Origin of the sequence: Paenibacillus sp. J53TS2 (genome assembly GCF_018403305.1) — a bacterium.
Taxonomy (GTDB): Bacteria; Bacillota; Bacilli; order Paenibacillales; family Paenibacillaceae; genus Fontibacillus; species Fontibacillus rhizolycopersici.
On sequence record NZ_BOSK01000001.1, the window covers coordinates 743,825 to 767,417 of the forward strand.

The window sequence follows — 23,593 nt, forward strand, 5'->3', positions numbered from 1 at the left end:
GATAAAATCCATGAGTTTGACTTTTTGCAACGTCCATTTCACGCAAGCCCCCGAACGGGTGGTTTACGTGTCAGGGGCTCTAATGAAGAATCTGAAGCTGTCCGGAAAAAAGTCGCTGCATCTAAGACTCGGCGGAGAACGCGTTCCCGCCACCATCAAACGAATTAATAAAGCGGGAAAACATCTCTATCTGGCCAGCGGCGTACGCAGAGGCATCAAGATCCCCAAGCCCGGCGGCGTCTACCTCCGAAGCCTTCAAGAGGGGGAAGTGCAGATCGGCCCGCTCATCGGCGTCTTGTCCGATGGCCCGGTGTCCTCGCAGACCAATCCGTTCGGTTCACGCACCGGTTTCATTAAACAACTGCTCAGGCAGGGAAGCAAGATCTCTTATATTTTTGCGTTCACCCCGCGGGACATCCATTGGGAGGACGATACCGTGACCGGGTACTTTCTAAACGAGGCCGGCCGATTCACACGGAAACGGGTGCCGCTGCCCGACGTTGTATACAATCGTCTTCCCAGCCGCCGTGCCGAAACAACAAGCTCGATCAATCAGCTGCGGGAACGGTTCGTTCGCCGGAAGATCCCTTTTTTCAACTGGAGCTTCTTCAATAAATCCGATATCTACCGCTTGCTGGAGAAAGACACCAGTGTCGTCCGCTACGTTCCCGAGTCGATCATGAGCCCGACGCCCGAGCAAATTAAGGAGATGCTGGATAGGCACTCCCTCGTTTATTACAAGCCAAACAGCGGCAGCCTTGGCAATGGGATCTACCGCCTTTCCTATATCCCGAGAAGCGGTTACTACGCCAGGTATCGGAAAAACGGACGCAACGCCTTGCTGCGCTTCTCTTCCTTCGCCAGCTTGATGCGTACGCTGCAAGCCAGACACGGCCGGGCGCTCCGCGGTTACGTGGCCCAGCAGGGCATTCGCCTGATCGAAATCGACAGCTGTCCAATCGATTTCCGGTTCCACATGCATAAGAATGGGAGAAACCAATGGGTCGTCGTTGGGATCGGGGCGAAAAAAGCCGGCAAAGGCAGCGTCACGACTCACTTGAAGAACGGGGGCTCCCTGCTTACACCGGATCAAGCGCTCAGCAGAGCGTTTGGGGCGCGCGCCGATGAAGTGCTACGGAACGCCAAGTCCGTTGCGATCACGCTAGCCGAAGCGATCGAATCCCATCAACAGCATCTGATCGGCGAGATTGGTTTTGATATCGGGATCGACCGGGAGGAGAAGATATGGATGTTCGAAGCCAACGCCAAGCCGGGGCGTTCGATCTTCAAGCACCCTTCGCTCCGGGCGGAAGGGAAGGCGTCGGTGGACCATATCTTGGATCATTGTCTCTACTTGAGCAAATTCCGGAGGAGGGATGGCTCATGAGCAATCCGCTCTTGAGCGAGAAGAAGCCGGTCGTCGCCGTGTTAACGGTGGATGATAACGACAAGCTGTTCCGCGGAAACCGCAGCAACTTCAGGGATCTCGTCAAAACCGGGCAGGAGCTGGAATATCCCGTTTATGTCGTAACGGCCAAAGACTTGAAGCTTGGCTCCAAACGTGTTCAAGGCTATTTTTTCCATCCGGAGGACAAAGCGTGGAAGAAACAATGGTTCCCCTTGCCCGATGTCATCTACAACCGCATTCCGCTGCGGGAGGATGAGAAGAAACCGGAGGTGCGCCGTAAAATCGACGAGGTGATCCAGCACGAGTCCATCCATCTCTTTAATCCCTTCTTTTTCAATAAGCGGCGCTTATTTGAATGGCTGAAGAAAGGTCGGTCTACCAAGACGCTTGTGCCGGATACGAAGAAAATGATAGGTCCCAAAACCCTGGCCGCTATGCTGGAGAAATTCGGTAGCCTATACCTTAAGCCGGAAAGCGGCAAAGCCGGCAAGGGCATTATGCTGTTGCGGCTGGATGCCAACGATATCAAGCCATACCGTCTCACGATTCAAGGAAAACGACGCCGAAACGTCGTATATAAGACCGCCAAGCTCCCCCTGTTATGGAGAAGAATCAAGAAGGAGGCCGGCGATACACCGTACATCATGCAGGAAAGCATTGAACTGACGTCCTTTCGGGGCCGCCACTTCGACATGCGCGTGCTCGTGCAAAAAAACGGCAAAGGCATCTGGATGGTGACCGGGATTGGCGCTCGTCTGGCCGGGCCGAAACGGATTACGACTCATGTCCCTCAAGGCGGCAGCATCGAGGATCCGGAAAAGATGCTTCTGCCGGCTTTCGGGCCCGAGATGACGGCACTCCTCCTAAGTCGGATCAAATCCAGTGCCCTCTTGATCGCCAAGCAGATCGAGAAGGAATCCAGCTACCTGCTCGGAGAAATGTCCATGGATTTAGGGGTCGACACAGACGGCCGTCTTTGGTTCTTTGAAGCGAACGCCAAGCCGATGAAGTTTGATGAGCCGCATATCCGCAAAAAATCGCTGGAGCGGATTTTCCAATATAGCCAATATTTGTCCCGCCAGCCGAAATCCAAAGCGTAAACGTGAAAAAATTCTACCTTATAGGAGGTCGGTAGTGGTGGAGATTAGAGCCGTGACGCGGGAAGCCGGAGTCCCTTGGGAGCTGCAGCACGGCGAAATACTGGCTTTCGTTCGCAAATACGGCTCTGGCCGCATCTCGCCCTCCGTCCTCCGGCGGCTTCTCCGGCTGACGCCCAGCGATCTTGACCGACCCGGTTGCTCCCTGTTCGTCGCTCGGATCCGGGCGGAGGACGGGGAGCGGTTAGCCGGCATTTCTTGCACTGCGGATTACGGCCGCAAGCTATGCGTGGTTGTCGTGCACCCGTTGTACCGGGGCCGGGGGATCGGCGCGAAGCTGCTTCAGGCCCAGTTGACCCGACTGAAGCAACTAAGCTGCAGGGTTTCGCTAAGCCAGGTCCCGGAGCTGCGCTTGTGCTTTCGTGCTGGGTTGTACGCTTCCGATCTGATTCGGGACCCGAGCGGCAAAACGCTGCTCCTCCTGGAGTCGCGGCCCATTTCCCCAGAGCATAGAGAACCGTCCGCCCATTACAGCAAGGAAGGTGATATCGTTGTCACACCCCGTCCTGGGCATCCTGACCTTGTACCTCAATGATAAGAAGCAGTTGGAGGAACGGCATATCTACCAGCGCATGATCACGGAGGGACAAAAAATCGGCCTGGACATTTTCGTGTTCACCCCGATGGACGTTTTCGATCAGAAAAAACAGATTTTTGCTCTCGAGTATAACCCGAAAGCCAAGAAATGGTTCCGTAAATGGCGCAGCTTCCCGGATTTGATCTTCGATCGTTGCCGGATTCAACGCAGCAAACGGTTCGAACAGCTGCTGCGGTTCCGGGCCCGTTACAGTCATTTAACCTTTCTCAACCGGCCGTTACGGAATAAATGGACGATATATCAAACCTTGTCCCGCAAAAGCCGATTCCGATCCAACCAGCCGGAGACCGTGTTATTTCAAAGCAGCAGCGACGTGATGGGCCTGCTGAAGAAGTATTCCGCCGTTTATGTCAAGCCGATTAACGGTACTGGCGGCCGTGGTATTCTGCGGGTTGAGCGACTGGACGGCGATCAGTTCCTGATCCAGGGACGTCGTCAGAACCGGAGCATCATCGCTCCCCAGAAAATTCACAAATCCCGTCTGAGCGCCTTCCTGCTGGGTTGGAAGGGGAGCGGCCGCTTCATCGCCCAGCAAGGTATTCAGATCAAGCTGCCGAACGGCCGCGTCCACGATTACCGGATGCTCGTGCAGAAGAACGGCCAAGGCAATTGGGAGATGACCGGTTGTGCCGGCCGCGTAGGACCTCCCCGCAGCGTGACTTCCAATCTGCATGGCGGGGGCCATGCAGTGGCCATGAATACCCTGCTGAAGCAATGGATCCCAAGCGAGGAACGGCGTCAAGAGGTTCGCCGATCGGCCGAGAAGCTCAGTCTCGAGGTCGCAGCCTACCTGGAGGATACCTTTGGCGCCTTGTGCGAGCTTGCGCTTGACTTGGCGATCAACCGCCATGGCCAAATTTACTTGCTTGAGGTGAACCCCAAGCCCGCCCGCGAGGTGTTCAATCAATCGGGTGATTCGCAAGCGTACCGCGCAGCGATCGTGAAACCGCTGGAATACGCGCTGTGGCTGCATAAGCAAAAAGTCGCTTCCCCCTCCAATTAGGAGGGAAAGCGGCTTTTTTTACGTATCTCAACAACCCAAGTTTATGCTTCCCCCGCCTGATCGTAAAGGGATATCAGCTCGTCAAAGGAGCCGATCAGGACGTCGGAACCAGCCAGTTCGCTGCCATCGCCGAATCCGGCATAGGCACAGCCGATCACCGTTAGCCCGTTCCGCTTGCCGGCTTCAACGTCCGAAGAGCGGTCGCCGACCATCCAGGCGCGGGAGACACCGTGCCGATCCATAAGCAGCTTGACCAAAGCAACTTTCGTTGCCGTTTGGTATTCGCCTGCACTGAATATCCCTTCGAACAGCGGCAAGATCCGATGCGCTTCGGCAACGCCTTTGACGTAATGCTCCAGCCCGTTGCTGGCAACAAACAGCCGTACACCACGCCGCTTCAACTCCTGCAGTGTTTCCTGCACTTGTGGATACAACTCCGTGTTTAGTTGTTGTAACCCTTCCAGTTCAAATTCCAAAAGCAGATCATCGGCACGGCGATGCACGGCTTCGCTTTGGTTTGGGAGAACTCGGCGCCATATATCCGGCAGCAGCATTCCCAAGCAGCCTAAGATCAGCTCTTCCGGCGGCGTTTCCCCGGAATAAAGTCCTTCCTCCCGCAGCTGTTCAAACACCTTATGAAAAACCGGAATCAACAGCGTTTCCGTTTTGAATAGCGTTCCATCCATGTCAAAAATCATCGCTTCTGGCTTAGGAAATTCGTCTGTCCTTCTCTCCATCCCCACATTCCTTCCGTATGTATGATATAGCCCCATGATATGTCAAAGCGGCATCCCTTGTAAACCGAAGTCGTTATCCGGACTTCGCCCGGCGGGCCGACCGCACTTTGATCTCAGCAATCAGCAGCAAAAGCACGGGGAACACAACCTGAAATGGAAATGCGTAAAAAGGGTATATTTTTGTGGCGAAAAACTCCATATCCATAATATTGTCGAACAAAGAATAGGCCAAATACGTGGTCAGGAGACCCGTTTGAAGGACCACGCTACGATAATTGCTCAGGCGAAACAACTTCGCGATGCCTTGGCTTGCGGCCAACAAGCATACGCTGAACTTTACGAAGACGCAAATCACGAAGATAATGGCTACCGTACCTTCGATGCGCTGAATAAAATCCCCGACGTTAATCCGTCCTATGGCCGCATAGGAGGGGAAATACACGTTGCTCATCGTATAGGTCCCCAAGACGAAGATGTTACGTAACGAAATGAACAGGATCAAGGCTCCGCCGATCAATAACCCGAAGAGGAAAATGCGAACAAACGACTTGCGGTCCCTCACTCCGCCAAAAATGGCGGTTAACAAAAAGGCTTCGGCAAACGGGAACGAAAAGGTGGAGAAGGCACCTTCCCAAACCGGCCCCCAGTTATGATCCAAGATCGGAAGGACGTTATTGAACTCCATTCTTCCGATGGTGAGGAACAACACGAGCAAAATCGTCACCGTGCAAATGTTAAAGAGCAGCCGCACACTTCGTCCCAACGTTTCAATGCCGTGCAGCACGACGAACACGCTGAGCGCGCACACGAACAGCATCGGTACGAGCATCGGTGTTTCCGGCATCGCTTCGGACGTCATGAATTCCCCATAATTTCTGAGCACCAACGAAGCCAAATGAACGGCATACCAAACGTACAGCAGGATGAACAAGTTCCCCAGGACTTTGCCGAACACGTTCTGGCAAATGTCGAATAGATTTTGCCCGGGATATAGCGTGAGCAGTCTAGCGGAAATCAGAGCGACCGGGATAGCCAGGCCGATGGCGATCAGAATGGCGATCCAAGAGTCTCTTTTGGCCTGCCCAGCCGCTCCCAGGATCATCGTACTCCCCATGATGAACAGAATCAAAATCGTTCTGGCTTCGCCGCCGGTAACCATTTCCTTGTTCATTGCGAATTCCCACCCCCCGTGTTATAGACCGAATAGCAAACCCACCAATTGTTCGATCGCCTGCGTCGGACTCGGCAGCTTAGCGCCTGTGGCCAGTACCAGAGCTGCCGCGAAGGACGGCAGACCCATGACGCTGCTGATGACAAAATCCTTTTTATATCCGTTTTTGTAGGTTTGGACTTGATCCAACAACACGATGAAGGCATAAGCAATGATCGTAAGCAGGATCACTACTCTTCACCCCCTGTCTTGATCGGTTTTCTAATCGATGCCGTGCCTTTAATATCAACCTTGGCTTGTACGGACACCTTCAACCTGGAAAATTTCTCGTCCCAATCGGGTTCAAGCGACTTCCATACCTTCGGCATCTTCTTATGAATCCGGTCACCAAAGCCGAAGATATCCTGTTTATACCGCTTTTGCGCAATTTCGATCACCTTCTCCATTTCTTTGACCAATATGTCCTCCGCCATTCTCTCGATTTCTGCTTGCCCCTTTGCCGTATAGTAGTCGACATTTTCTTGCACCTCGTCAACCGCCGTAACCGTATGGGTTTTAACCCGGATTTCGACCTGACCGTCCACCAGCACCGGTTCCACTTTGGTTTTGCTCTTAAAAATCTCCAAAGAAATTCCTGGTGGCCGGTTGTACCCGCCCAGCGTCAGAATTCCCCCTTTGATTTCGTCCCGAAGAAACAAAACGAACTTGGTATCGTGGGCATTCATCCTTCCCAGCATCTTGTCGATATCGAAAACGGCCGATCCGCGGATGGAAGCCGTCTTGGCCCCCTTATTCTCCGAAGAATAAACCATCGGCAAGATACTGCTGATGCCGGGGGTATTGATCGTATCCGCGAAATCAAAGATCTCTGTCGTGGGGGAGTTCGATACGCTTGTTTCATTTTTCAGGATATCATCGATCTTGTAAGATAGCGGTTCGCCCGATTTGCCATCGCTGGTGAGCACTTCCTCGGCCGTCTTCTCTCCGGACACCAGAATATGGATATCCGCCCGTGTTTCCGTATCCCTGACATACCAGTCGATAATTTTCGCTGCCCCGTCCCGTGCGATTTCCTCGCTTAAAATGATCGACTTGGCATGAGCCCAATATAATCGGCTACCGGACTCCGTAATCATTCTGCGAACGATTTCAAACATCGTCTTTCCGGATAAACTGATCCGGGACGAACCGACGCTCATCGCGTCCTGCCCCCCCGAGCCGTCGACTACCTCGACGGTCAGTTTGATTTGGCCGTCTTCTACTCCTTTATCGATGGCAATCCCGGCGACGGTCGTCAATTTATCGACTTCCCGGTAATTCCAGCAGCCGGATAACGTGAAAACCGTGAGGCTGCACAGCATGACGGCCAACCGTCTTACGCGTGCTCTCTTATCCATCTAGCGTTACCTCATGACTTTCCGGATCCGCTGTTTGGCCTGCGCCAGGGGAGCCCCGACCTTTTCTCCCCACCAAGGAAGCCGGATCACCGTATCCCTGATGTCGGACTCCTTGAAAGAACCCACCGTCAGCATGTAAGACACCCCGAAGCTACGCAGGCTCATCAAATGAATGACCAATCCGATCATTCCGAACAAGTAACCGTAAAGCCCCATAAAGGAGGACAAAACCAGCAGCATGAAACGCGTAGAGATCGAGGCTGCTTTCATCTTAACGTTAAGCAGCGTTGTAATGCCGGTAATCCCAACGACGATGACCATGGGGGCACTCACGACTCTCGCATCGACCGCGGCTTGTCCCAAGACCAATGCGCCCACGATGCTGACCGCCTGGCCGATCGAATTCGGAATTCGGGTCCCCGCCTCCCGCAGGATTTCGAAGACGACTAGCATGACAAAACATTCCGCCACCGTCGGCAAAGGCACGGATTGCCTTGCCGCGGAAATGCTGAGCAATAGCGGCGTGGGCATCATTTCTTGGTTGTAGGTGACCAAAGAGACGTAAATAGCCGGGACGCTGACGGCCAAAAACTCGCCGAGAAACCGAATCATCCGGTTGAACGAACCAAAAAAGTAATTGCTGTAATAGTCCTCGCTCACTTGAAAATACTCCACGAATAGAAAAGGAACCGTCAGCACAAACGGGCTTCCGTCCACCAACACGGCAATGCGTCCCTCCAAAATCTTGCCAGCCAGGGCGTCGGGACGTTCCGTATTGCCCACCGTTTCGAACGGCGTCAAGGTGTGATCGCGAATCAATTCTTGCAGTTGCCCGGAATCCAGTAAGGCGTCGATCTCCAGACGTTCCAACCGTTTGATAAGCTGGTGCAAAATCTTTTTGGAAACGACATCCTCGACATAACAAAGGCAAACCGATGTGTTGGTCGTTTTCCCGATCTCCAGAAATTCAAATTTCAGATTCTGGCTTCTCACTCTTCGCCGGATGAGAGACAAATTGATGATCAGCGATTCGGTGAACCCTTCCCTTGGTCCGATCACCGACTTTTCCGTGCCCGGTTCCGACACAGCCCGAGTTTGCCACCCCCGCGTCCCAACGATCAGGGCCTGATCATGCCCCTGAAGCAGAAGAACCGTATTGCCGCTCAGAAGTTCATTCAGGATTACATTCATATCATCCGATAAACTGAGTTCGCTGACCTCGATAATGCCATCCATCAACTGCTGCATGAAAGGAATATCATCGGATTCCTTGGATGTCTGGAAGCTTAAGATCGGCCGAATGATGAAGTTGCTTAACGTCTCGGTGCTTACCATGCCTTCAATATGAATGAGGCAGCCGGAAAAGGACTTAACTGAAGGATGCTGGAATGTGCGGAACTTGATGGTGGAATCCCCGGGAAATAATCGTTTGATCAACGCGATGTTTTCATCGATTGATGGGTACAGGCTTTCCTGGATCGGCAAACCATTCCCTCCTCGCTTTATAGCATGTGGATATGTTATTCCCAAAATGGGTAAATTCTATCAGCTGATCCGTTTGAATTTTGGAAAAAAAAACAGCAGGGTCGCTAAACGCTCCCTGCCGCCTTCATTTGATCTTCGGGCATCTGGCTGTTGATTGATCAGCCAAAAAGCCTCCCAGGCGCCCCCGACCTTGTCGCGGTTAGCCACCAGTCCCGCCCCGTTGTCTATCTCTAACTTAAACAATTAATGTAAACGCTGTCAATAAAAAGTTAGTTTCATAGATTCTTCAAATTAAAATTATCTCTTCCAGCATATGCGCAATCTGAGTCGAGTCGTTGGTCTCTATCCATGTCTGCGGAATCGACCTATGCCTGCAATCGCTGCTATGCAAATAACGGTAGATAATTCGGTCTTCGTCGATTTCATCGCGACTTGACTTACCGGCCAAAGGGAGTCCCGCTTTGCCGAAGCAGGCAAGCGCCTTATCGGCAAGTTCCTTGGACAAAGCCGTATGTGTGGCTTCGGACAGACCAAATTTCTGGCTATAGAGAATTTGATTCCTCCGCAACAAGAAGCATTTGGCTTCCTGCTCATTCAAATGCTCCAGCACCACAAGGTTCCGGTTCTGCTCAGCGAAATCGGCGATCTCCTCCTGTTTGGCAAACAGATCGATGGCGTTCAACGCATCTCTAACTTTAGCCGCTGCTTCAAAATCAAACCGGTCGGAAGCCTCCTGCATCCGCAGTTCCAACTCCTCCCGCAGGCCGGAATCAGTTCCGTCCAGCAGCGCAGTAATTCGAGTAAGGCTACGATTGTTGATCTCGATCGCTTCCCCACCCAAGCAGGCTCCGAGACATAAACCAAGCGAATGGTTCAAGCAGGGGGTCCCGATGCTGGAGGAACTGCTGCGGCTGCAGGCGATATGCAACGCTTCACGGAGGCTACGGACCGCCTGCTCCACGGTATGCCGACTAGCCGTGTAAGGCCCGTAGACATGGCGAAGCCCCGGATCCTCTGGCTCATCCGCGACTTCCAAGCCCCAAATTCTCTCATTGTCCCGGATGGCTATATACGTATAACCCTGCGGGCTTTTCATTTTCTTGTTATACATCGGTTTCAACTCGCGAATCAGCCTGCACTCCAACATCAAAGCTTCGAATTCAGTGTCGGTGAGTCGGATCTCCAAGTCTTTGATGTTATGCACCAGTCTCTCCACCTTCTTGGAGCGGTTGCGAGAGATGTGGAAATAAGAGCGAACCCGTTGCTGCAGGTTTTTGGACTTACCGACATAAATCACGTTTCCCGCCGCATCCTTCATCAAATAAACCCCCGGTGAAGCTGGGAGCGTCCGCAGCTGATGTTCTATTCGTTCGTTTATCATGGAGCGAATGCAATCCGTTTTACGGTCTCACCGGCGAAATCCTTAACAAGAAACGTTCCCGCCTCCAAAATGCCATAAGAATTCGGGAAATTCTCTTTCGGCAAAGCGATGGATCCCGGGTTCAACACATAAACGCCATCCTTGCGGTCGGCCACCGGGATATGGGTATGCCCCTGAATAAATACGTCGCCAGGCGCCATCGGCGGAAGCTGCTCCATGTTAAATCCATGCCCGTGGGTGACGTAAATTCGGCGCCCTTCGAAGAAGAGCATGGCGTAATCTGCCATCATCGGAAATTCTAACAGCATTTGGTCTACTTCAGCATCGCAGTTCCCGCGCACGGCGATGATGTGATGCTTATGCCCGTTAAGCGTTGCCGCGACCCGTTTCGGATCGTAACCCTCCGGCAGTGGATTCCTTGGCCCGTGGTACAAAAAATCCCCTAACATGATGATTTGATCAGGCCGCTCTTCTTCCACTTTTGCCATCGCCCGATCCAGCCAAGCGCTCGACCCGTGGATATCCGAAATCAACATCAGTTTCATAGGAACCAACTCCTTGTCCAATTCGTTCTAGTATAATAGAAAGACGCTCAATCGCTTGAACGTCTCTAGCGTGCTATTCTTCGACTAGCGTATATTGCCCGTCCGTCACTTTAAAAGTATCCTTGAGTCCCGATGTGACGTAAATTTTATTGTCCTTCGTGATGAACATCGCTTCCGTCTCATCGTTCAAGTCCTCGATATACTTCAAGCCTTCCGTAAGACCCATCACATAAACGAAAGTCGACAGCGCGTCGGCATCCGTTGCATTATCCGCCAGAATCGTCACGCTCTTCAGATTGTTTTGCGACGGTACCCCAGTTCTCGGATCAAGAATGTGATGATACATCACACCGTCCTCGATGAAATATCGTTCATAAATCCCGGAGGTATCGATCACCTGATCGCTTAAGCGAATCGTGCCCATGGTTGTGCCGCGCGAGCTGTCAGGATCCTGAAGGCCCACGTTCCAGCTGTCTCCATTGGGCTTGTTCCCGATAACGATGATGCTGCTACCGCCAAGGTCGACAAGCGCGCTCTTCACGCCTTCCGCCCGTAAATAAGCGGCGACCTCGTCCGCCGCGTAACCTTTCCCGATGCCGCCGAGATCCAGAACCATCCCCGGCCGTTTCAGAAACACGGTGCTTTTGGCCTCGTCCACGACGACATCCTTATAACCGACCAGGCTGAGTTCCCGCTGCAAATCCTCCGGCGCCGGGACATGGGCCCCTTCATGCCCGATATCCCATAGATCAACCAAACCGCCGACGGTGGGATCGAATAGCCCGTCCGTCTCTTTGGCGTAGTCGAGTGAACGTTCCAGAACCTTCATCGTATCCTCTGATACCTCAACCGCCTGTTTGCCGGCTTCCTGATTCACTTTGTAGAGTTGGCTCGTTTCTAACGTACGACTTAGCTCGATATCCAAGGTTTTCAGCATGTTGTCGATATGGTCCAGATGCTCCTCCGCCTTGGGGTCATCAAACAATTTGATGTTAACCACCGTATCAAAAATATAATATTGTTTCGAAACCGGCTCCCCGGCCGTAGGATTCTCCTTCGTTCCCGTGTTCCCCCCGCAGCCGGAAAGAATTGTCATCAGCATCGCCGTCAAGCTTAGGATCACGGCTCTTGTACGCCATTTCTGTGCTCGTTGCATCGTTTCACCTCATTTGAAATTCCACGCATCTAGTGGTTAACATATCGTATTGTATAATTTCTACAAGCGATTAGTCCAGTAAGTACATCACGTTTAGGGTTTGGAGGTGCTTGGGGTACGGATGCAAACGAAATAGAAGTGAGAGTCCTCTCGCTTCCAGCATTATCCGGTAAGTAAATGTGAAATGATCGGTGGCAAATCCGATAACGATTCCGGGAGATTGGCGTCGCGCCGCTCGACTATCGGAAGGAGAACCGGTAGAAGACGCGGGGACCGCTGTAGTTAGCGGTATCCCTAAAATGAAGCGCAAAATAGGGTTGTCCCGTAGACAACCCTCATTCATAATCCATCCTTCCTGATACGGCCAACCTCGCGAAATACTGGATGGTAAAATCGCGGAACTGGACCGCGATCTGCTTCAGGTACCGATCCTTTGGCCAGGACAGGGAAATCGATCGTTTGCACCAGCTTTCTTCGAGTCGCAGCAGCCTGACGTCCGGCCCGGTAGATCCGCTCCAAGTGATCGCCGGCAGGAACGCAACGCCCTGTCCCGCACGAATCAATCCTCGTACAGTAGCCGGATCATCGCTCTCGAACCGAATTCGAGGTGTGAACCCGGCCAACCGGCAGAAGGCATCCGTCGTTTCGCGCAAAGACTTGCCGGATGGCAGCATAATGAAGCGATCCTCCCTTAACTCACTTAAGCGAACTCGTTCCCGGTGTGCGAGAGGATGATCGGCGGGAACCGCAACGAGAATATCCTCTTCGAGCAAGGAGACGGCCTCCGTCCCAGGGGGCGGCACCGCCCCGTCCGAGAGGCATAGATCGAAGTTCGTTCGAGGGTCCAGCGGTGATGCATGCTGCAGCAAGTTGAATTGGGCATTTGGACATTCCGTACGAAAAGCAGCCAGTATGCCCGGAAGCAAATGCGAGGATACCCGAACATCCAGCGTGACCATAGGAGAAGCGGATCCGTTGGTATCCCGCAGTCGCTGCTCGCCATCCTCCAGCGCTTCCAACGCGAGATCCACATGCTGGAGGAACATCCTGCCTTTTTCGTTCAGGCGGATCGTCTTGCGCTCCCGCAGAAACAGCTCGGTCCCTAGCTCGGCTTCCAGCGCCGCAATCATCTTGCTGAGCGCCGGTTGCGAAATATGCAAGCTGTGGGCGGCTTTCGTCATATGCTCCATGCGGGCCACCGTCTGAAAATACTTCAGTTGCAACAACTCCACGCGGAATGTCCTCCTTATTTCATAACCTATAGGTTATGATCTTTATATTCAAATATATATTATGGTTCATGAAATCAAGCAAGATATAATAATCACAACATCGATAGAACAGGAGACGATCATCTTGATTGTGCAGACGTTGTCAGGCAAAGTCGAGGGCTTGAAAATGGAGGGAGCCTACGTATTCCGAGGCATTCCCTATGCCTCAAGTGCGGGGGGATCGCGAAGATTTAAACCGCCGACCCCTCCGCTTCCGTGGGAAGGCGTTAGACGATGCGACCGATTCGGCGCTATCGCACCTCAGAATCCGGCTCAGGAGGGGATCCTGTCGGAACTGGCGCAGTCCGAGGATTGCCTAAACTTGAACGTATGGACGCCGGAAGACTTGAGCAATGGACCAAAGCCCGTCATGGTCTATGTCCACGGCGGGGGATTCGTTGGGGGAACCGGGGCAGAATGCGTCGGTCTCAGATTCGCATCCGAAGAGGGCATCGTCTATGTGTCAATCAACTATCGGCTGGGTGCGTTAGGTTTCTTGAATTTAAGAGAGTTACTAGGTGAGGAATACGCGACTTCGGGCAATAATGGAATGCTCGATATTATCGCTGCTTTGCAGTGGGTTCAGCACAATATCGCCGCCTTTGGCGGCGACCCTTCACGCGTCACCGTCATTGGAAATTCAGCAGGGGCTAAATGCGTGGCGTCCCTTTATCTCATGCCGAAAGCACATGGCCTGTTTCACCGTGCGATTGCGCAGAGCGGAGCAACGCAAGCGGTTCGGGATCCGCAGACCGCGGACGTGACAACTCGGAGGTTGCTGGAGAAGCTGGGACTGTCCCCGGCAAACTCGCGCCGATTGCTCGAGCTTCCCGCAGAGAAGCTGATTGAAGCGCAATCGGCTGTAGGCTTTGATACCTCGCATGGCTTGCATATGTTCGGTCCCGTGGCCGACGGCCTTGTCATCCCTCTGGATCCGCTGGCGACCCTTAAGCACAGTCAAGGGCTGCCGCCGCTCTTGATCGGGTTCAACGAGGAGGAGGCAGCGATCTTTATTCAGAATGATCCGCGGCTTCAGTCCCCGCATCTGGAGGTACTTGAAGGATTCTTCGGAAAAAATACCGACGCCGTGTGGAACGCTTATCAGCATTACAGCAAATCCATGTCCCCTGAGGCTGCTTGGACCCGAACCTTAACGGAGCACTTGTATGGCATCGGGGCGATACAGTTCGCGGAGGCCGTAACCTTCTCCGGTGCACCGGTTTGGATGTATAGGCTTCGATGCGGCGGCAGGCTGGGGGCGATCCACGGATATGAAGGCAGCTTGATTCAAGCGGCACTGGCCGCAGGCGACTCCGGCTTCATGCCTACGCCGTCTATCGATGACCCCTATGCTGTGACGCCTGAAATGAAAGAACTTGCGCGAGGGATGAGGGCAGCCTGGAGCGCATTTATCCGGAGCGGAAATCCGAACACCGAGCTTTTACCGACTTGGCCTGTCTACGGAGAAGAGCACGCTACCATGGTGCTGGACCTGGCTAGTTCCGTGCGTAGGAACTTACCGGTCCCGGTCGGGGCTCTTGTCCCCCACCAGGTTTGGAGGATGGATTGATCCCGCTCGTTGAAGTTGCCCTGGTCATGGTGGCGCTCGGCTTCCTCCTCGGCTTCGTAGGGGCAGGCGGATCGGGATTTATCATCTCAATTCTTACCGTCGTTTTCGGTTACCCGATTCATACGGCGCTAGGTACTGCGCTGGCCGCCATGTTCTTCTCGTCCTTCTCCGGTTCGATCAGTCATTACCGCGAAGGAAATATGGCGTTGCGTTCCGGGGTGATCGTCGGCTTGACCGGTGCGGCAGGGGCATGGATTAGCTCGGGTTGGTCATCTCTGATCCCCGGAGATCGTCTGGGGTATCTGACCTCCGGCATGCTGTTTGCTTCCGGATTGGCCTTGTGGTTTCGAATGGGTTACGTTTCCCGGCGCCCGAAAGCGCCCGACGATACGACACTCGTCACAGTCAAGGGCGTTCGGTTCTGGTTGCTAGCGCCGCTCATCGGCTTGATTACCGGCTCCTTATCGGGATTGTTCGGCATCGGGTCGACGCCTTTTATCCAACTGGGACTTATGCTTCTCCTGGGAATGTCGATGCGTTACGCCGCCGGTACAACCATGCTGGTGATCATGCCGATTGCCCTCGCCGGAGGGGCCGGCTACTTCACCATCGGTTACCTGGATGTTCATTTACTCCTCGCGGTTGTGATCGGAACGATGTCCGGCGCTTATGTCGGAGCCAAGTTCACGAGACGTGTGCCTGTTGTCTGGCTAAAAACCTTCATGGTAATCACCCCTATGATGGGCGGCGCGATCCTCTTATTGTAGCTGCCGGTCTTTGCCGACCCCAAAAACGGACCCTCTGATGAGGGTCCGTCGTTTTTGAGGTGATTCAGATTAGCTGAGTTGCAACGTCGTGATACACGTTTGATCCCCATCAAACGTGGAGATTTCCGACTCGGCCGTCTTCCCGTCATAGCTAACCTGAACAAGATAAGTTTGCTCGCGCGGCAACCACAAGTCGATAAATCCGTTAGCCTGGGACGTCATTTTTTGGTCCAATACGGTATTTCCGTTCGCATCGGTGACATTCACTTGGAACTCCTGCTCGCTCATTTCGCCGCGGCATCCGGTCAAGCTGTGGATCTCGCAAGGATGCGTTTGGTTCACGTAAGGCGCAATCGAGACGAAAAATTCGTCCTTCGGCAGATCATATGTCTTCGAATCCGCCGTATCGCCGTCCACGATCAGTTGGCTCGAAGTAATCGATGCGGACTTGGCGCTTAATTTTCCAACGCTGTAGTCCTGGACCATCTGCTTGATGCTCTGAGCGTCTATAGCATTCGATTCTTTTTGCTTATCGGCTTGTCCTGCGATCAGAAAATAACTTCCCAGCGCGGCAACCGCAATGACTCCGATTGCCGTCAAGATGGTTTTCCGTTTCATGCCTGGCACCCTTTCGCACTAGCTTGGTTTCTTCGATACAATCGAACAACCCGATTATAGCATAGGTTCCGGGTGCCTTCATTCATTTAAAGATATTGGAAAGGTTCCTTGGCGTCCACGAAAGAGACCGGGGTACCGCCCACCAGCGGTTGCAGCCAACCTGCCATATGCTTCAGGGTACGAACCACTTCCAGCGAATAGATGTTGCTGAGCAATAATACCGTAAACAAAATGGCCAGGATGAGCGTGAATGGAACGAAAAACCTGAATACAATGCTCTTTCTAGTAAACAATCCTCCGGCCTTCATCAAGCATCCTCTTCCTTTATCTGGGCGATGGTTCGAATAAGGGATGCCCCCGAAGAGGAAGCAAACCGGCCGACAGGCCGTAGCTCTCTTCAGGGGCATATGAAGCAGAAGACGATTTTAGGTGACCGAATCTGGATCGGTGACAGCCCACTCTATGGCCGGGCCGATATACTTATTCCAGAAATTCCAGTCATGCGTCCCAGCGCTTTCCTTATAGCGATGAGGAATTTCCTCTTGAGTTAAATAATCATGGAACCGCCGGTTTACGTCAAGCAAAAAGTCCTCGTTCCCGCATGCCATGTAAATCTCCGGAATAAGCGCGCCTTGTTCCTTCAATTGCTTAGCTAGCGCTTCCGGATCCTTGTCGCTTCCGAGAAGCTGATTCAGGTCCCCGAAAACGCGCTTGTAGTAATTATAGTCAGCGATGGCATCCTGATAGCCCGGGGACAACCCGGCGATGGTGTACGGAATGAGCGCGGAGGAAAGCGCGATGATCCGGCCAAACTGGTCGGCATATTTCAGACCGTTCCGAATCGCTCCGTACCCGCCCATGGAAAGTCCTCCGATAAACGTATCCTTTCGGTCTGCGGATAACGGGAACATCAGGCGTGTGAATTGGATCAGTTCCCTCCCAAGGAATTCCCCGTATAGCTGACTCTTGTCCTCATCGTCAAGGTAGAAATGGTTTTCCCCCGAAGGCATAAATACGGCGATCTTGTACTTATCGGAGAGTTCCCGGATGCGGGAGAAATGGATCCAATCCGTATGATTTCCGGAATACCCGTGCAACAGATACAACGCCTTTAAGGGCTTGGCCTCCTCCACGGGTTGACCCGGAATCGGCGGCGTGTCCAAGGGAACCAGCGCGCTGAGTGCGACTTCCCTTCTCAACGATCGAGAGAAAAATTGGATCTGTAACATGGCCATGTTGTTATTCCTCCTTGTTTTTTTGAAGAAATCAAATCCGATATTCGGTCAATAGACCGTGCTCGTCGATGTATTCGATCACCGATTGGTTCGTATTCAAATCTACGATAAGCAAACAGCTCTTGTTTTCCTGGCTCCAGCGCATGCGAATTTCATTGTCCGTCGATCCCGGCACCTGGAACTCTCCGTCAAACGCCGGATAGGTGTTGCGGAATCGAATCAACTGCAGCAGCCGCTGTACAGCTTCTTCCCCCAACGCCAGGTCCATCTCCTCTACGGTATAATTATGACGGTTAATCTCCCTGCCTTCCCCCGTCTCCTTCACGCGGTCCATGTCGTTCGCACCCGCAAACAATCCCGTATAATAGACCTGAGGAATTCCGGGAGTGAAAAATTGAATCGCTCTCGCCGCAAGATAGGCATCATCGTCTTCCCCTAGCGCGCTATAGTAAGTACAACGGATCTGGTGAACGTCAAAACCATCCTCCGCCTTATGCTCGTCGGACAGAATCAGACTGAGATTCGCGCCTCTTTGCACACAGATCTCCACGAGGTTTCGCGCTGATTTGGTGTCGATCAGCTCATCCAGGTCCGGCTTGACCGGGATCCCGTCATGGCAATCCAGCATGGTAAATTGCTTATGCGGCCGAATGTTCAAATAATGGGTAAGCTCTGCGGCATTCTTCGTAAGAAGCGCTTCAAGAATACGATAAGGCAAGATGAAATCGTAAATCCAGAAGCCGCGCTCCGCCAGTTTGAATTGCGTCGAGTAATGCGCATGAACTTCCGGCAACAGCTCGATGTCGAGCGAATCCGCCAACGCTTTGATCTCGTCGAGAAACTCGTAGATGTCCGGCTCTACGAAGAAACAGCTGGTTCCCAGCTTCTTAATGACATATCCAACCGCGTCCAGTCTAACGATCTTGACGTTCTGCTGCTTGAAATTCTCAAAGAAGGCGCGTAGGAGCTGACGTGTCTGCGGTGAACGAATGTCCAAATCGATTTGCTCCGACGGGTCCGTCTTGCCAAATGTGGTCCACACTCGTTCCTGTTTGCCGCCGGCTTCAAAGGTCGAGTAAGGCAAAGGGCGGCGGAGAAACATTTTGTCGATATCCTCCTGAACCGGCTCCCCATTCTCCCATACTTTATCCAGCGTAAGAAATAAATCGGCATACTCGGACGACCGGCCCTTCACCAGGAAGTCCTGAAAATAGGGCGATTGCCTGGAAATATGATTCACCATCAAGTCGACCAAGACATCGAACTTCTCCCCGATTGCTCGAATGTCCTCCCACGTTCCGAAGCCGGGTTCAATCTCCAGATACGTTAGCGGCGCAAAACCGCGATCTCCGGAGGAGGGGAAAGGGGGCAGGATATGAACGCCGCCCGCAAAGATATCGGAGAAATGCTTCGTCAGCATTTCGCTTAACGTCCGGAGGTTCCCACCCATGGAATCGGGATAGGTGATCAATTGAACTTTATTTTTCAGCGACATGCTTTAAGTCCTCCTATAATCCAAACTGAGCTTTAATGACTTCAAGCTTCGGCAAGTCGACCACAGCACCTAAGTGTTTCAATTTGTAAGCACTCACGGCAAAACCTAAATTCAACGATTCCCTGACGGTGAAATTCTGAAGCAAGGCGGCATAAAATCCGGACCAGAACGCATCCCCGGCTCCCGTTGTATCTACAACCTCAGTAGCGAGTGTCGAGAAGCTGACCGTCTCATTGCCATTCGATACGATCGCCCCTTGTTTCCCGAGCGTCATAATAACCAGCTTAGCACCCAAATCTAAGAATCGGTCGATCTGCTTAAACGGATCCGCCATACCGAACAACCGCTCCGCGTCATCCTCTGAAGGCTTCACGATATCTACTTTAGGGATGATCGATTTCACGTATTCCACACCGTCTTCGCCAGGCTGCCATATCATCCGGTGATAGTTGGGGTCGAAACCGATCAACAACCCCCGCTTCCGGGCCTCCTCCATCACTCGCTCGATGACGCGCCGAGAGGGCTCCCGTGAGATCGGCCAACACGAGAAATGAACCGCTTTGGATTGTTCCAGGGCTTGCCCCAACTTTGCATCATAAGTTAGGCGATAATCAGCATCCCGATAGAAGATCGGGATCGGCGAAGCTTGACTCTTCGTCAGCACGACCAGGCTGGTCGCCGCATCCACTCGCTGAATTCCATCCGTATTCATGCCGGCGGCTTCCAAGCGCTGGGTCAAATACGTACCCAGGCCATCTTGTCCAACGGCGGAGACAACCCGGGAGCGAATTCCCAGCTTGCTGGCATTCATCGCGATGTTCGAGGGAGAGCCGCCGGGAAACCGGGTATATCCGTCTCCCCGGGATTCCTCTCCGTATTCATTGGCTATCATGTCCACGAGCAGTTCGCCGATGGTCAAGAGATCATTGGGCGCAGCTTCAAACGTGAATCTATCTTCAAGATGTATCATGCTAGTTCCTCCCTGAGTTCCGTGTTAGCGCCGGAAAGCCCTTGCCAGAGCATTTAGGTAACCGTCCTTGGCGCGCTTGCTTACTTCCGCTTCGGGCACCGAATGCTCAAAAGCGTGGTAACCTCCCGGATACAGCTGGAATTCCACGTCAACGCCGTCCTGGGCCAGACGTTTCACATAATCCAGCGTCTCGTCCCGGAACGGGTCCAACTGGCCGACACAGGTATAAGTCGGAGGGAGACCCGCCAGGCTCTGAGCCCGGCTTGGCGCGGCATAAGGAGAGATCTCCCCGTTTGCATGCTCGCCTAGATACATCTTCCAAGCGGCCTGATTATTCGCTCGATTCCACACGGCCGGATAGGTGATCTCATAGCTGGACGGGGTGACGTTACGGTCATCGATCATCGGGTAAAGCGGCATTTGAAAACAGATCGCAGGACCGCTGCGATCGCGTGCCAAGAGTGCTAACGCTGCCGTCAACCCTCCTCCGGCGCTTGGCCCGCCGATGGCGATTCGCTGAACGTCAATGCCAAGCTCGGCCGCATTCCCGGCGATCCAGACTAGCGCAGCATATCCGTCTTCAATTCCCGCAGGATACGGATGCTCCGGAGCCAGGCGGTAATCCGGTGAGAAGACGATGCAGCCCGCGGCTTCCACGAAACTTTGGCAGATTCCATCATCCACGCCGGGATCGCCAAGCACATAACCCCCGCCGTGCAGCCACAGCAAGGCGGGGAGGGCTTCCTCGCCTTGCTCCGCCGGCTCGTATACCCGCAATAACATGGATTGCCCATCCGCACCAGGAATTTGACGATCTAGGATCCGTACGTGTTGGGATCGAGGCGCATCGTTCGGAGGAATCATCCGAGCCTTCGCCAGGTCTTCCGGCAATCGAAAGGGCGGATTCAACGTTAACCCCTGCTTCAACTCTGGAGCTACTCTATCTATAAAGTTCATCTTCATCTCTCATTTCTCCTCAACGCCGCTAAATTCGTGTTTCAAAGGGATAAAGCTTAAATGCTCATGCTGCAGGCTTACGCCGTTCCCTTGGAATTGAAAAGCTAGCCGGTCGTAATGCGGGGAATCGGGAGGGTAGACATTAATTTCAAATCGGCTGCGATCCAACCACACGCCTCGAACCGCTGCTTTATCGCCTCCCCGGTGATTAACATGCCATTCCCCGATGCCGGCGATCAACTGATGCTCCCCTCGATGATCCCTCCATTGGAAGACGCAGCGATTCTCCGTAAACGTCAATCCGATCCGCTGCACACCTTGTTCATTGCTTTGGATCGAATAACGCTTCTGGGGGGGATCCCAAGGCAAACTCTCCAAGCCGCCTTGTTCTCCAAGCTCCAGCGAGTTCAGTTTGCTAGCGAGACGGTCATTTGCGATCGAATCTGATGCCAGGCAAGGTTCATTCATAGAAGGCAGTAAATGCCGCCAGATGGCGTCCATCACCCCCTGCATATCCGGTAAGCCGCCATTTATCGCGATGACGGCGTCCTGATCGGGCAGGACGATGCAATACTGGCCAAATGCCCCATCTCCCCGATAGGCGTTATGGCGGCATCTCCAGAACTGGTATCCATAGCCCTGGATCCAGTCGATATTGATCGGCTGCCCTTCCGGGTTCGCAATCGGCCTGTTATCGACCTGGCGCGAGCCGGCTTGTTCGATCCATTCGGAAGCGATCAGCCTCTGCCCGTTCCATTCGCCCTTGTTCAGAAGAAGTTGGCCGAACTTGGCGATGTCTTCGGTGCATAGCTTGAGACCCCATCCCCCTGTATTTTCGCCGTGAGGCGCTTCCTCCCATGACAGCCGGTCGATCCCTAAAGGCACAAACAGGCGAGGTTGTAAATAGTCAACCAGACGGCTTCCCGTAACCCGCTCCACGATCGCTCCCAACACATGGCTTGCTCCGCTGTTGTATAGGAAATGAGTACCGGGAGCCTTGGTAACGGGATGCTCCATGAACCCTCTTACATAGTCGCGGTCGCTTCGGTCGCCCACTCGTGCTTCCGTTGTATGCTGCAGGAAGTCCGGGGTAGCTCCAAATCGAGCCGTGTCGGTCTCATGCCCCGTTGTCATCGTCAATAAATGCCGAATGCTCATATCTCTAATATTTTCGCGAATCGCGCCGTGATCCATCTCCGGAAAATACGCAAGAACCCGTTGATCTAAAGAGAGTCTGCCCTCTTGGACGGCAAACCCCGCCGCGAGCGAAGTAAAGCTCTTGGTCAGCGAGTAGACGGCATGGGGAATCTCCGGATGATACGGTTTCCACCATCCTTCGGCCAGAACATGGCCGTGCCGCAATAACATGAATCCGTGAAGTTCCAGCTTTCGCTGCTCGATCTCCTCTAGGAAAGACAAGATCGCTGAGGAAGATACGCCGTAGCGTTCCGGAATACTTCGCGGTAATGAATTCGTGACTGTCATAGGAGTTTCCTTTCCTGTGCAGATAATATGATAACCGGTTGACACATCGGATGAAATAAAAGCCGCTATCGCAATGGGCGGCTTCATCTTGAATGTTAACTTCTTGCAGAAGATCATGCCTCGCCTGATCAAGTCGTCTCCCGTTCAATCAAATGGACGGGGAACGAATTCACTTTGGGCACTTCCTCCCCTTCCAATTGCTTGGCGACCAACTCGATGGTGCGTTCACCCATCTCACGGATCGGTTGCCGGATGGTGGTTAGCTGCGGCGAAACCAACGTAGCCACTTTAACATCATCGTAGCCGATGATTTTAATGTCATTAGGAATGTTCTTATTTAATTGACGGCAAGCTTGAATCGCCTCGGCCGCGATGACGTCGCTGCTGGCAAAAATCCCGTCAACTTGTGGATGTTCGCTCAAGAAACGAACCACCTCGCTCGGATTACTAGGCTGATCGTCGTCCGTAATTTCCAGTTGCAGATGAATCGGGTTTAGGCCGGCGGCGGCTAATTCCTCATCATACCCTTGCGCTCTCGCATTGGCTAATAAGGCCCCATGATGCGGTCCGCCGATGCCGCGATAAATGTAGACGGGATGGTGGCAGCCCTTGTCGATGAACAACTTGGCGGCGAGCTTCCCTCCGAGGAAATTATCGGAAGTGACGAACGGAATATCTTCAGCCACCGTGCGGTCAAAAGAAACGATGGGCAAATTCAAATTCAAATAATGCTTAATATCCAACACCGAGCTGCCCATGATAATGGCGTCTACCTGATTTTTCTTTAGCATTTCGATATATTTTCGCTCTTTGGCAATATTTCGATTCGAGTTGCAGAGCAGCAGCTTATACCCTTTCTGATCGGCATAATACTCTAAGTAATAAGCCAATTCGCTGAAAAAAGGATGGGAAACCGCTGGAATTATCAACCCGATCATATTCGATTTTCTGCGAAACAAGGCGCGCGCCATTTCATTGGGCTGATAGTTTAACTCTTTCATTACCTGATGCACTTTATCTCGCGTCTTCTCGCTGATATATCCCCGATTATTTAGTACACGGGAGACCGTGGTTACGGAAACCCCCGCTCTTTCCGCAACATCCTCTATTCTGGGCATGAAATCCCACCTTGCCGTTTTTATTAACAATTATAACCGGTTTTTTTCGTTTTTTCAGCCAGGGATTGC

At 52.9% G+C, this 23,593-nt stretch carries 23 protein-coding genes; 6 read left to right on the forward strand and 17 right to left on the reverse strand.

The window, feature by feature from the left end:
- Window positions 1-10 precede the first annotated feature (10 nt).
- From KJS42_RS03530 to KJS42_RS03545, 4 genes are read left to right on the forward strand one after another with little or no spacing between them, the layout of a single operon-like run.
- The gene (locus KJS42_RS03530) at window positions 11-1,387 is read left to right on the forward strand and encodes a YheC/YheD family endospore coat-associated protein (protein ID WP_155607165.1); all 1,377 of its coding nucleotides are present in this window, start codon (window positions 11-13) and stop codon (window positions 1,385-1,387) included.
- The gene (locus KJS42_RS03535; RefSeq protein WP_193418207.1) at window positions 1,384-2,508 is read left to right on the forward strand and encodes a YheC/YheD family endospore coat-associated protein; all 1,125 of its coding nucleotides are present in this window, start codon (window positions 1,384-1,386) and stop codon (window positions 2,506-2,508) included. The genes KJS42_RS03530 and KJS42_RS03535 overlap by 4 nt, the downstream gene beginning before the upstream one ends.
- Window positions 2,509-2,545: 37 nt before the next feature.
- Window positions 2,546-3,100, forward strand: a complete 555-nt coding sequence (locus tag KJS42_RS03540; protein WP_193418209.1) for a GNAT family N-acetyltransferase — start codon at window positions 2,546-2,548, stop codon at window positions 3,098-3,100.
- On the forward strand, window positions 3,057-4,166 hold the full coding sequence (locus KJS42_RS03545; protein WP_193418211.1) for a YheC/YheD family endospore coat-associated protein: 1,110 nt from the start codon (window positions 3,057-3,059) through the stop codon (window positions 4,164-4,166). Before KJS42_RS03540 ends, KJS42_RS03545 begins: the two co-directional genes overlap by 44 nt.
- Before the next feature lie 41 nt (window positions 4,167-4,207).
- On the opposite strand, the gene KJS42_RS03550 is transcribed toward KJS42_RS03545, so the two are convergent.
- The 9 genes from KJS42_RS03550 to KJS42_RS03590 all read right to left on the reverse strand — a co-directional run bounded on the left by KJS42_RS03550 (window position 4,208) and on the right by KJS42_RS03590 (window position 13,270).
- Window positions 4,208-4,903 carry an HAD family hydrolase gene (locus tag KJS42_RS03550; RefSeq protein WP_244868364.1) on the reverse strand — a complete coding sequence of 232 codons (696 nt, stop codon included), beginning with the start codon at window positions 4,901-4,903 and terminating at the stop codon, window positions 4,208-4,210.
- A gap of 73 nt (window positions 4,904-4,976) precedes the next feature.
- On the reverse strand, window positions 4,977-6,074 hold the full coding sequence (locus KJS42_RS03555) for a GerAB/ArcD/ProY family transporter (protein WP_213621972.1): 1,098 nt from the start codon (window positions 6,072-6,074) through the stop codon (window positions 4,977-4,979).
- A 21-nt stretch (window positions 6,075-6,095) separates the two neighbouring features.
- Window positions 6,096-6,305 carry a hypothetical protein gene (locus tag KJS42_RS03560; protein ID WP_193418214.1) on the reverse strand — a complete coding sequence of 70 codons (210 nt, stop codon included), beginning with the start codon at window positions 6,303-6,305 and terminating at the stop codon, window positions 6,096-6,098.
- On the reverse strand, window positions 6,305-7,471 hold the full coding sequence (locus KJS42_RS03565; protein ID WP_213621973.1) for a Ger(x)C family spore germination protein: 1,167 nt from the start codon (window positions 7,469-7,471) through the stop codon (window positions 6,305-6,307). The genes KJS42_RS03560 and KJS42_RS03565 overlap by 1 nt, the downstream gene beginning before the upstream one ends.
- A gap of 6 nt (window positions 7,472-7,477) precedes the next feature.
- A complete protein-coding gene (locus KJS42_RS03570; protein ID WP_213621974.1) occupies window positions 7,478-8,956 on the reverse strand; it encodes a spore germination protein in 1,479 nt (492 codons plus the stop codon).
- A gap of 286 nt (window positions 8,957-9,242) precedes the next feature.
- Entirely contained in the window at window positions 9,243-10,337 is a 1,095-nt protein-coding gene (locus KJS42_RS03575) for a GIY-YIG nuclease family protein (protein WP_339821020.1), read from the reverse strand.
- Entirely contained in the window at window positions 10,334-10,882 is a 549-nt protein-coding gene (yfcE, locus tag KJS42_RS03580; protein WP_213621976.1) for a phosphodiesterase, read from the reverse strand. Before yfcE ends, KJS42_RS03575 begins: the two co-directional genes overlap by 4 nt.
- Window positions 10,883-10,955: 73 nt before the next feature.
- Window positions 10,956-12,038, reverse strand: coding sequence for an FAD:protein FMN transferase (locus KJS42_RS03585; protein WP_193418218.1), 1,083 nt, complete (start codon window positions 12,036-12,038; stop codon window positions 10,956-10,958).
- A 335-nt stretch (window positions 12,039-12,373) separates the two neighbouring features.
- A complete protein-coding gene (locus KJS42_RS03590) occupies window positions 12,374-13,270 on the reverse strand; it encodes a LysR family transcriptional regulator (protein ID WP_193418231.1) in 897 nt (298 codons plus the stop codon).
- Between the two features lie 130 nt (window positions 13,271-13,400).
- Here KJS42_RS03590 and KJS42_RS03595 point away from each other — a divergent pair, with 130 nt between their 5' ends.
- Both KJS42_RS03595 and KJS42_RS03600 read left to right on the forward strand, forming a co-directional pair.
- On the forward strand, window positions 13,401-14,879 hold the full coding sequence (locus KJS42_RS03595; protein ID WP_244868378.1) for a carboxylesterase/lipase family protein: 1,479 nt from the start codon (window positions 13,401-13,403) through the stop codon (window positions 14,877-14,879).
- A gap of 26 nt (window positions 14,880-14,905) precedes the next feature.
- Window positions 14,906-15,646: a sulfite exporter TauE/SafE family protein gene (locus KJS42_RS03600; RefSeq protein WP_213622115.1), complete on the forward strand. Its 741-nt coding sequence runs from the start codon at window positions 14,906-14,908 to the stop codon at window positions 15,644-15,646.
- Window positions 15,647-15,715: 69 nt separating this feature from the next.
- Here the strand turns inward: KJS42_RS03600 and KJS42_RS03605 are convergent, their stop codons facing one another.
- From KJS42_RS03605 to KJS42_RS03640, 8 genes are all read right to left on the reverse strand, one after another.
- Entirely contained in the window at window positions 15,716-16,264 is a 549-nt protein-coding gene (locus KJS42_RS03605) for a CueP family metal-binding protein (RefSeq protein ID WP_213621978.1), read from the reverse strand.
- A gap of 86 nt (window positions 16,265-16,350) precedes the next feature.
- Complete coding sequence (locus KJS42_RS03610) at window positions 16,351-16,572, reverse strand: hypothetical protein (protein WP_213622127.1); 222 nt, start codon at window positions 16,570-16,572, stop codon at window positions 16,351-16,353.
- Window positions 16,573-16,689: 117 nt separating this feature from the next.
- The gene (locus KJS42_RS03615; protein WP_213621979.1) at window positions 16,690-17,499 is read right to left on the reverse strand and encodes an alpha/beta hydrolase; all 810 of its coding nucleotides are present in this window, start codon (window positions 17,497-17,499) and stop codon (window positions 16,690-16,692) included.
- A gap of 31 nt (window positions 17,500-17,530) precedes the next feature.
- Window positions 17,531-18,994, reverse strand: a complete 1,464-nt coding sequence (gene gtfA / locus KJS42_RS03620) for a sucrose phosphorylase (protein WP_213621980.1) — start codon at window positions 18,992-18,994, stop codon at window positions 17,531-17,533.
- 13 nt (window positions 18,995-19,007) lie between these two features.
- On the reverse strand, window positions 19,008-19,964 hold the full coding sequence (locus KJS42_RS03625; protein ID WP_213621981.1) for a carbohydrate kinase family protein: 957 nt from the start codon (window positions 19,962-19,964) through the stop codon (window positions 19,008-19,010).
- Window positions 19,965-19,988: 24 nt separating this feature from the next.
- On the reverse strand, window positions 19,989-20,921 hold the full coding sequence (locus tag KJS42_RS03630; protein WP_213622116.1) for an alpha/beta hydrolase: 933 nt from the start codon (window positions 20,919-20,921) through the stop codon (window positions 19,989-19,991).
- A 9-nt stretch (window positions 20,922-20,930) separates the two neighbouring features.
- Window positions 20,931-22,406, reverse strand: a complete 1,476-nt coding sequence (locus KJS42_RS03635; RefSeq protein ID WP_244868365.1) for a serine hydrolase domain-containing protein — start codon at window positions 22,404-22,406, stop codon at window positions 20,931-20,933.
- A 128-nt stretch (window positions 22,407-22,534) separates the two neighbouring features.
- Entirely contained in the window at window positions 22,535-23,524 is a 990-nt protein-coding gene (locus KJS42_RS03640) for a LacI family DNA-binding transcriptional regulator (RefSeq protein ID WP_193418255.1), read from the reverse strand.
- Window positions 23,525-23,593: the final 69 nt, after the last annotated feature.

What these genes read in the sequence shown, in the direction of transcription:
- KJS42_RS03625 (WP_213621981.1), bottom strand. Translation starts at nt 19,964, where the DNA reads ATGATACATCTTGAAGATAGATTCACGTTTGAAGCTGCGCCCAATGAT.
- KJS42_RS03550 (WP_244868364.1), bottom strand. Translation starts at nt 4,903, where the DNA reads ATGGAGAGAAGGACAGACGAATTTCCTAAGCCAGAAGCGATGATTTTT.
- KJS42_RS03530 (WP_155607165.1), top strand. Translation starts at nt 11, where the DNA reads ATGAGTTTGACTTTTTGCAACGTCCATTTCACGCAAGCCCCCGAACGG.
- KJS42_RS03555 (WP_213621972.1), bottom strand. Translation starts at nt 6,074, where the DNA reads ATGAACAAGGAAATGGTTACCGGCGGCGAAGCCAGAACGATTTTGATT.
- KJS42_RS03565 (WP_213621973.1), bottom strand. Translation starts at nt 7,471, where the DNA reads ATGGATAAGAGAGCACGCGTAAGACGGTTGGCCGTCATGCTGTGCAGC.
- KJS42_RS03610 (WP_213622127.1), bottom strand. Translation starts at nt 16,572, where the DNA reads ATGAAGGCCGGAGGATTGTTTACTAGAAAGAGCATTGTATTCAGGTTT.
- KJS42_RS03615 (WP_213621979.1), bottom strand. Translation starts at nt 17,499, where the DNA reads ATGGCCATGTTACAGATCCAATTTTTCTCTCGATCGTTGAGAAGGGAA.
- KJS42_RS03585 (WP_193418218.1), bottom strand. Translation starts at nt 12,038, where the DNA reads ATGCAACGAGCACAGAAATGGCGTACAAGAGCCGTGATCCTAAGCTTG.
- KJS42_RS03630 (WP_213622116.1), bottom strand. Translation starts at nt 20,921, where the DNA reads ATGAACTTTATAGATAGAGTAGCTCCAGAGTTGAAGCAGGGGTTAACG.
- KJS42_RS03600 (WP_213622115.1), top strand. Translation starts at nt 14,906, where the DNA reads ATGGTGGCGCTCGGCTTCCTCCTCGGCTTCGTAGGGGCAGGCGGATCG.
- KJS42_RS03605 (WP_213621978.1), bottom strand. Translation starts at nt 16,264, where the DNA reads ATGAAACGGAAAACCATCTTGACGGCAATCGGAGTCATTGCGGTTGCC.
- gtfA (WP_213621980.1), bottom strand. Translation starts at nt 18,994, where the DNA reads ATGTCGCTGAAAAATAAAGTTCAATTGATCACCTATCCCGATTCCATG.
- yfcE (WP_213621976.1), bottom strand. Translation starts at nt 10,882, where the DNA reads ATGAAACTGATGTTGATTTCGGATATCCACGGGTCGAGCGCTTGGCTG.
- KJS42_RS03575 (WP_339821020.1), bottom strand. Translation starts at nt 10,337, where the DNA reads ATGATAAACGAACGAATAGAACATCAGCTGCGGACGCTCCCAGCTTCA.
- KJS42_RS03635 (WP_244868365.1), bottom strand. Translation starts at nt 22,406, where the DNA reads ATGACAGTCACGAATTCATTACCGCGAAGTATTCCGGAACGCTACGGC.
- KJS42_RS03535 (WP_193418207.1), top strand. Translation starts at nt 1,384, where the DNA reads ATGAGCAATCCGCTCTTGAGCGAGAAGAAGCCGGTCGTCGCCGTGTTA.
- KJS42_RS03640 (WP_193418255.1), bottom strand. Translation starts at nt 23,524, where the DNA reads ATGCCCAGAATAGAGGATGTTGCGGAAAGAGCGGGGGTTTCCGTAACC.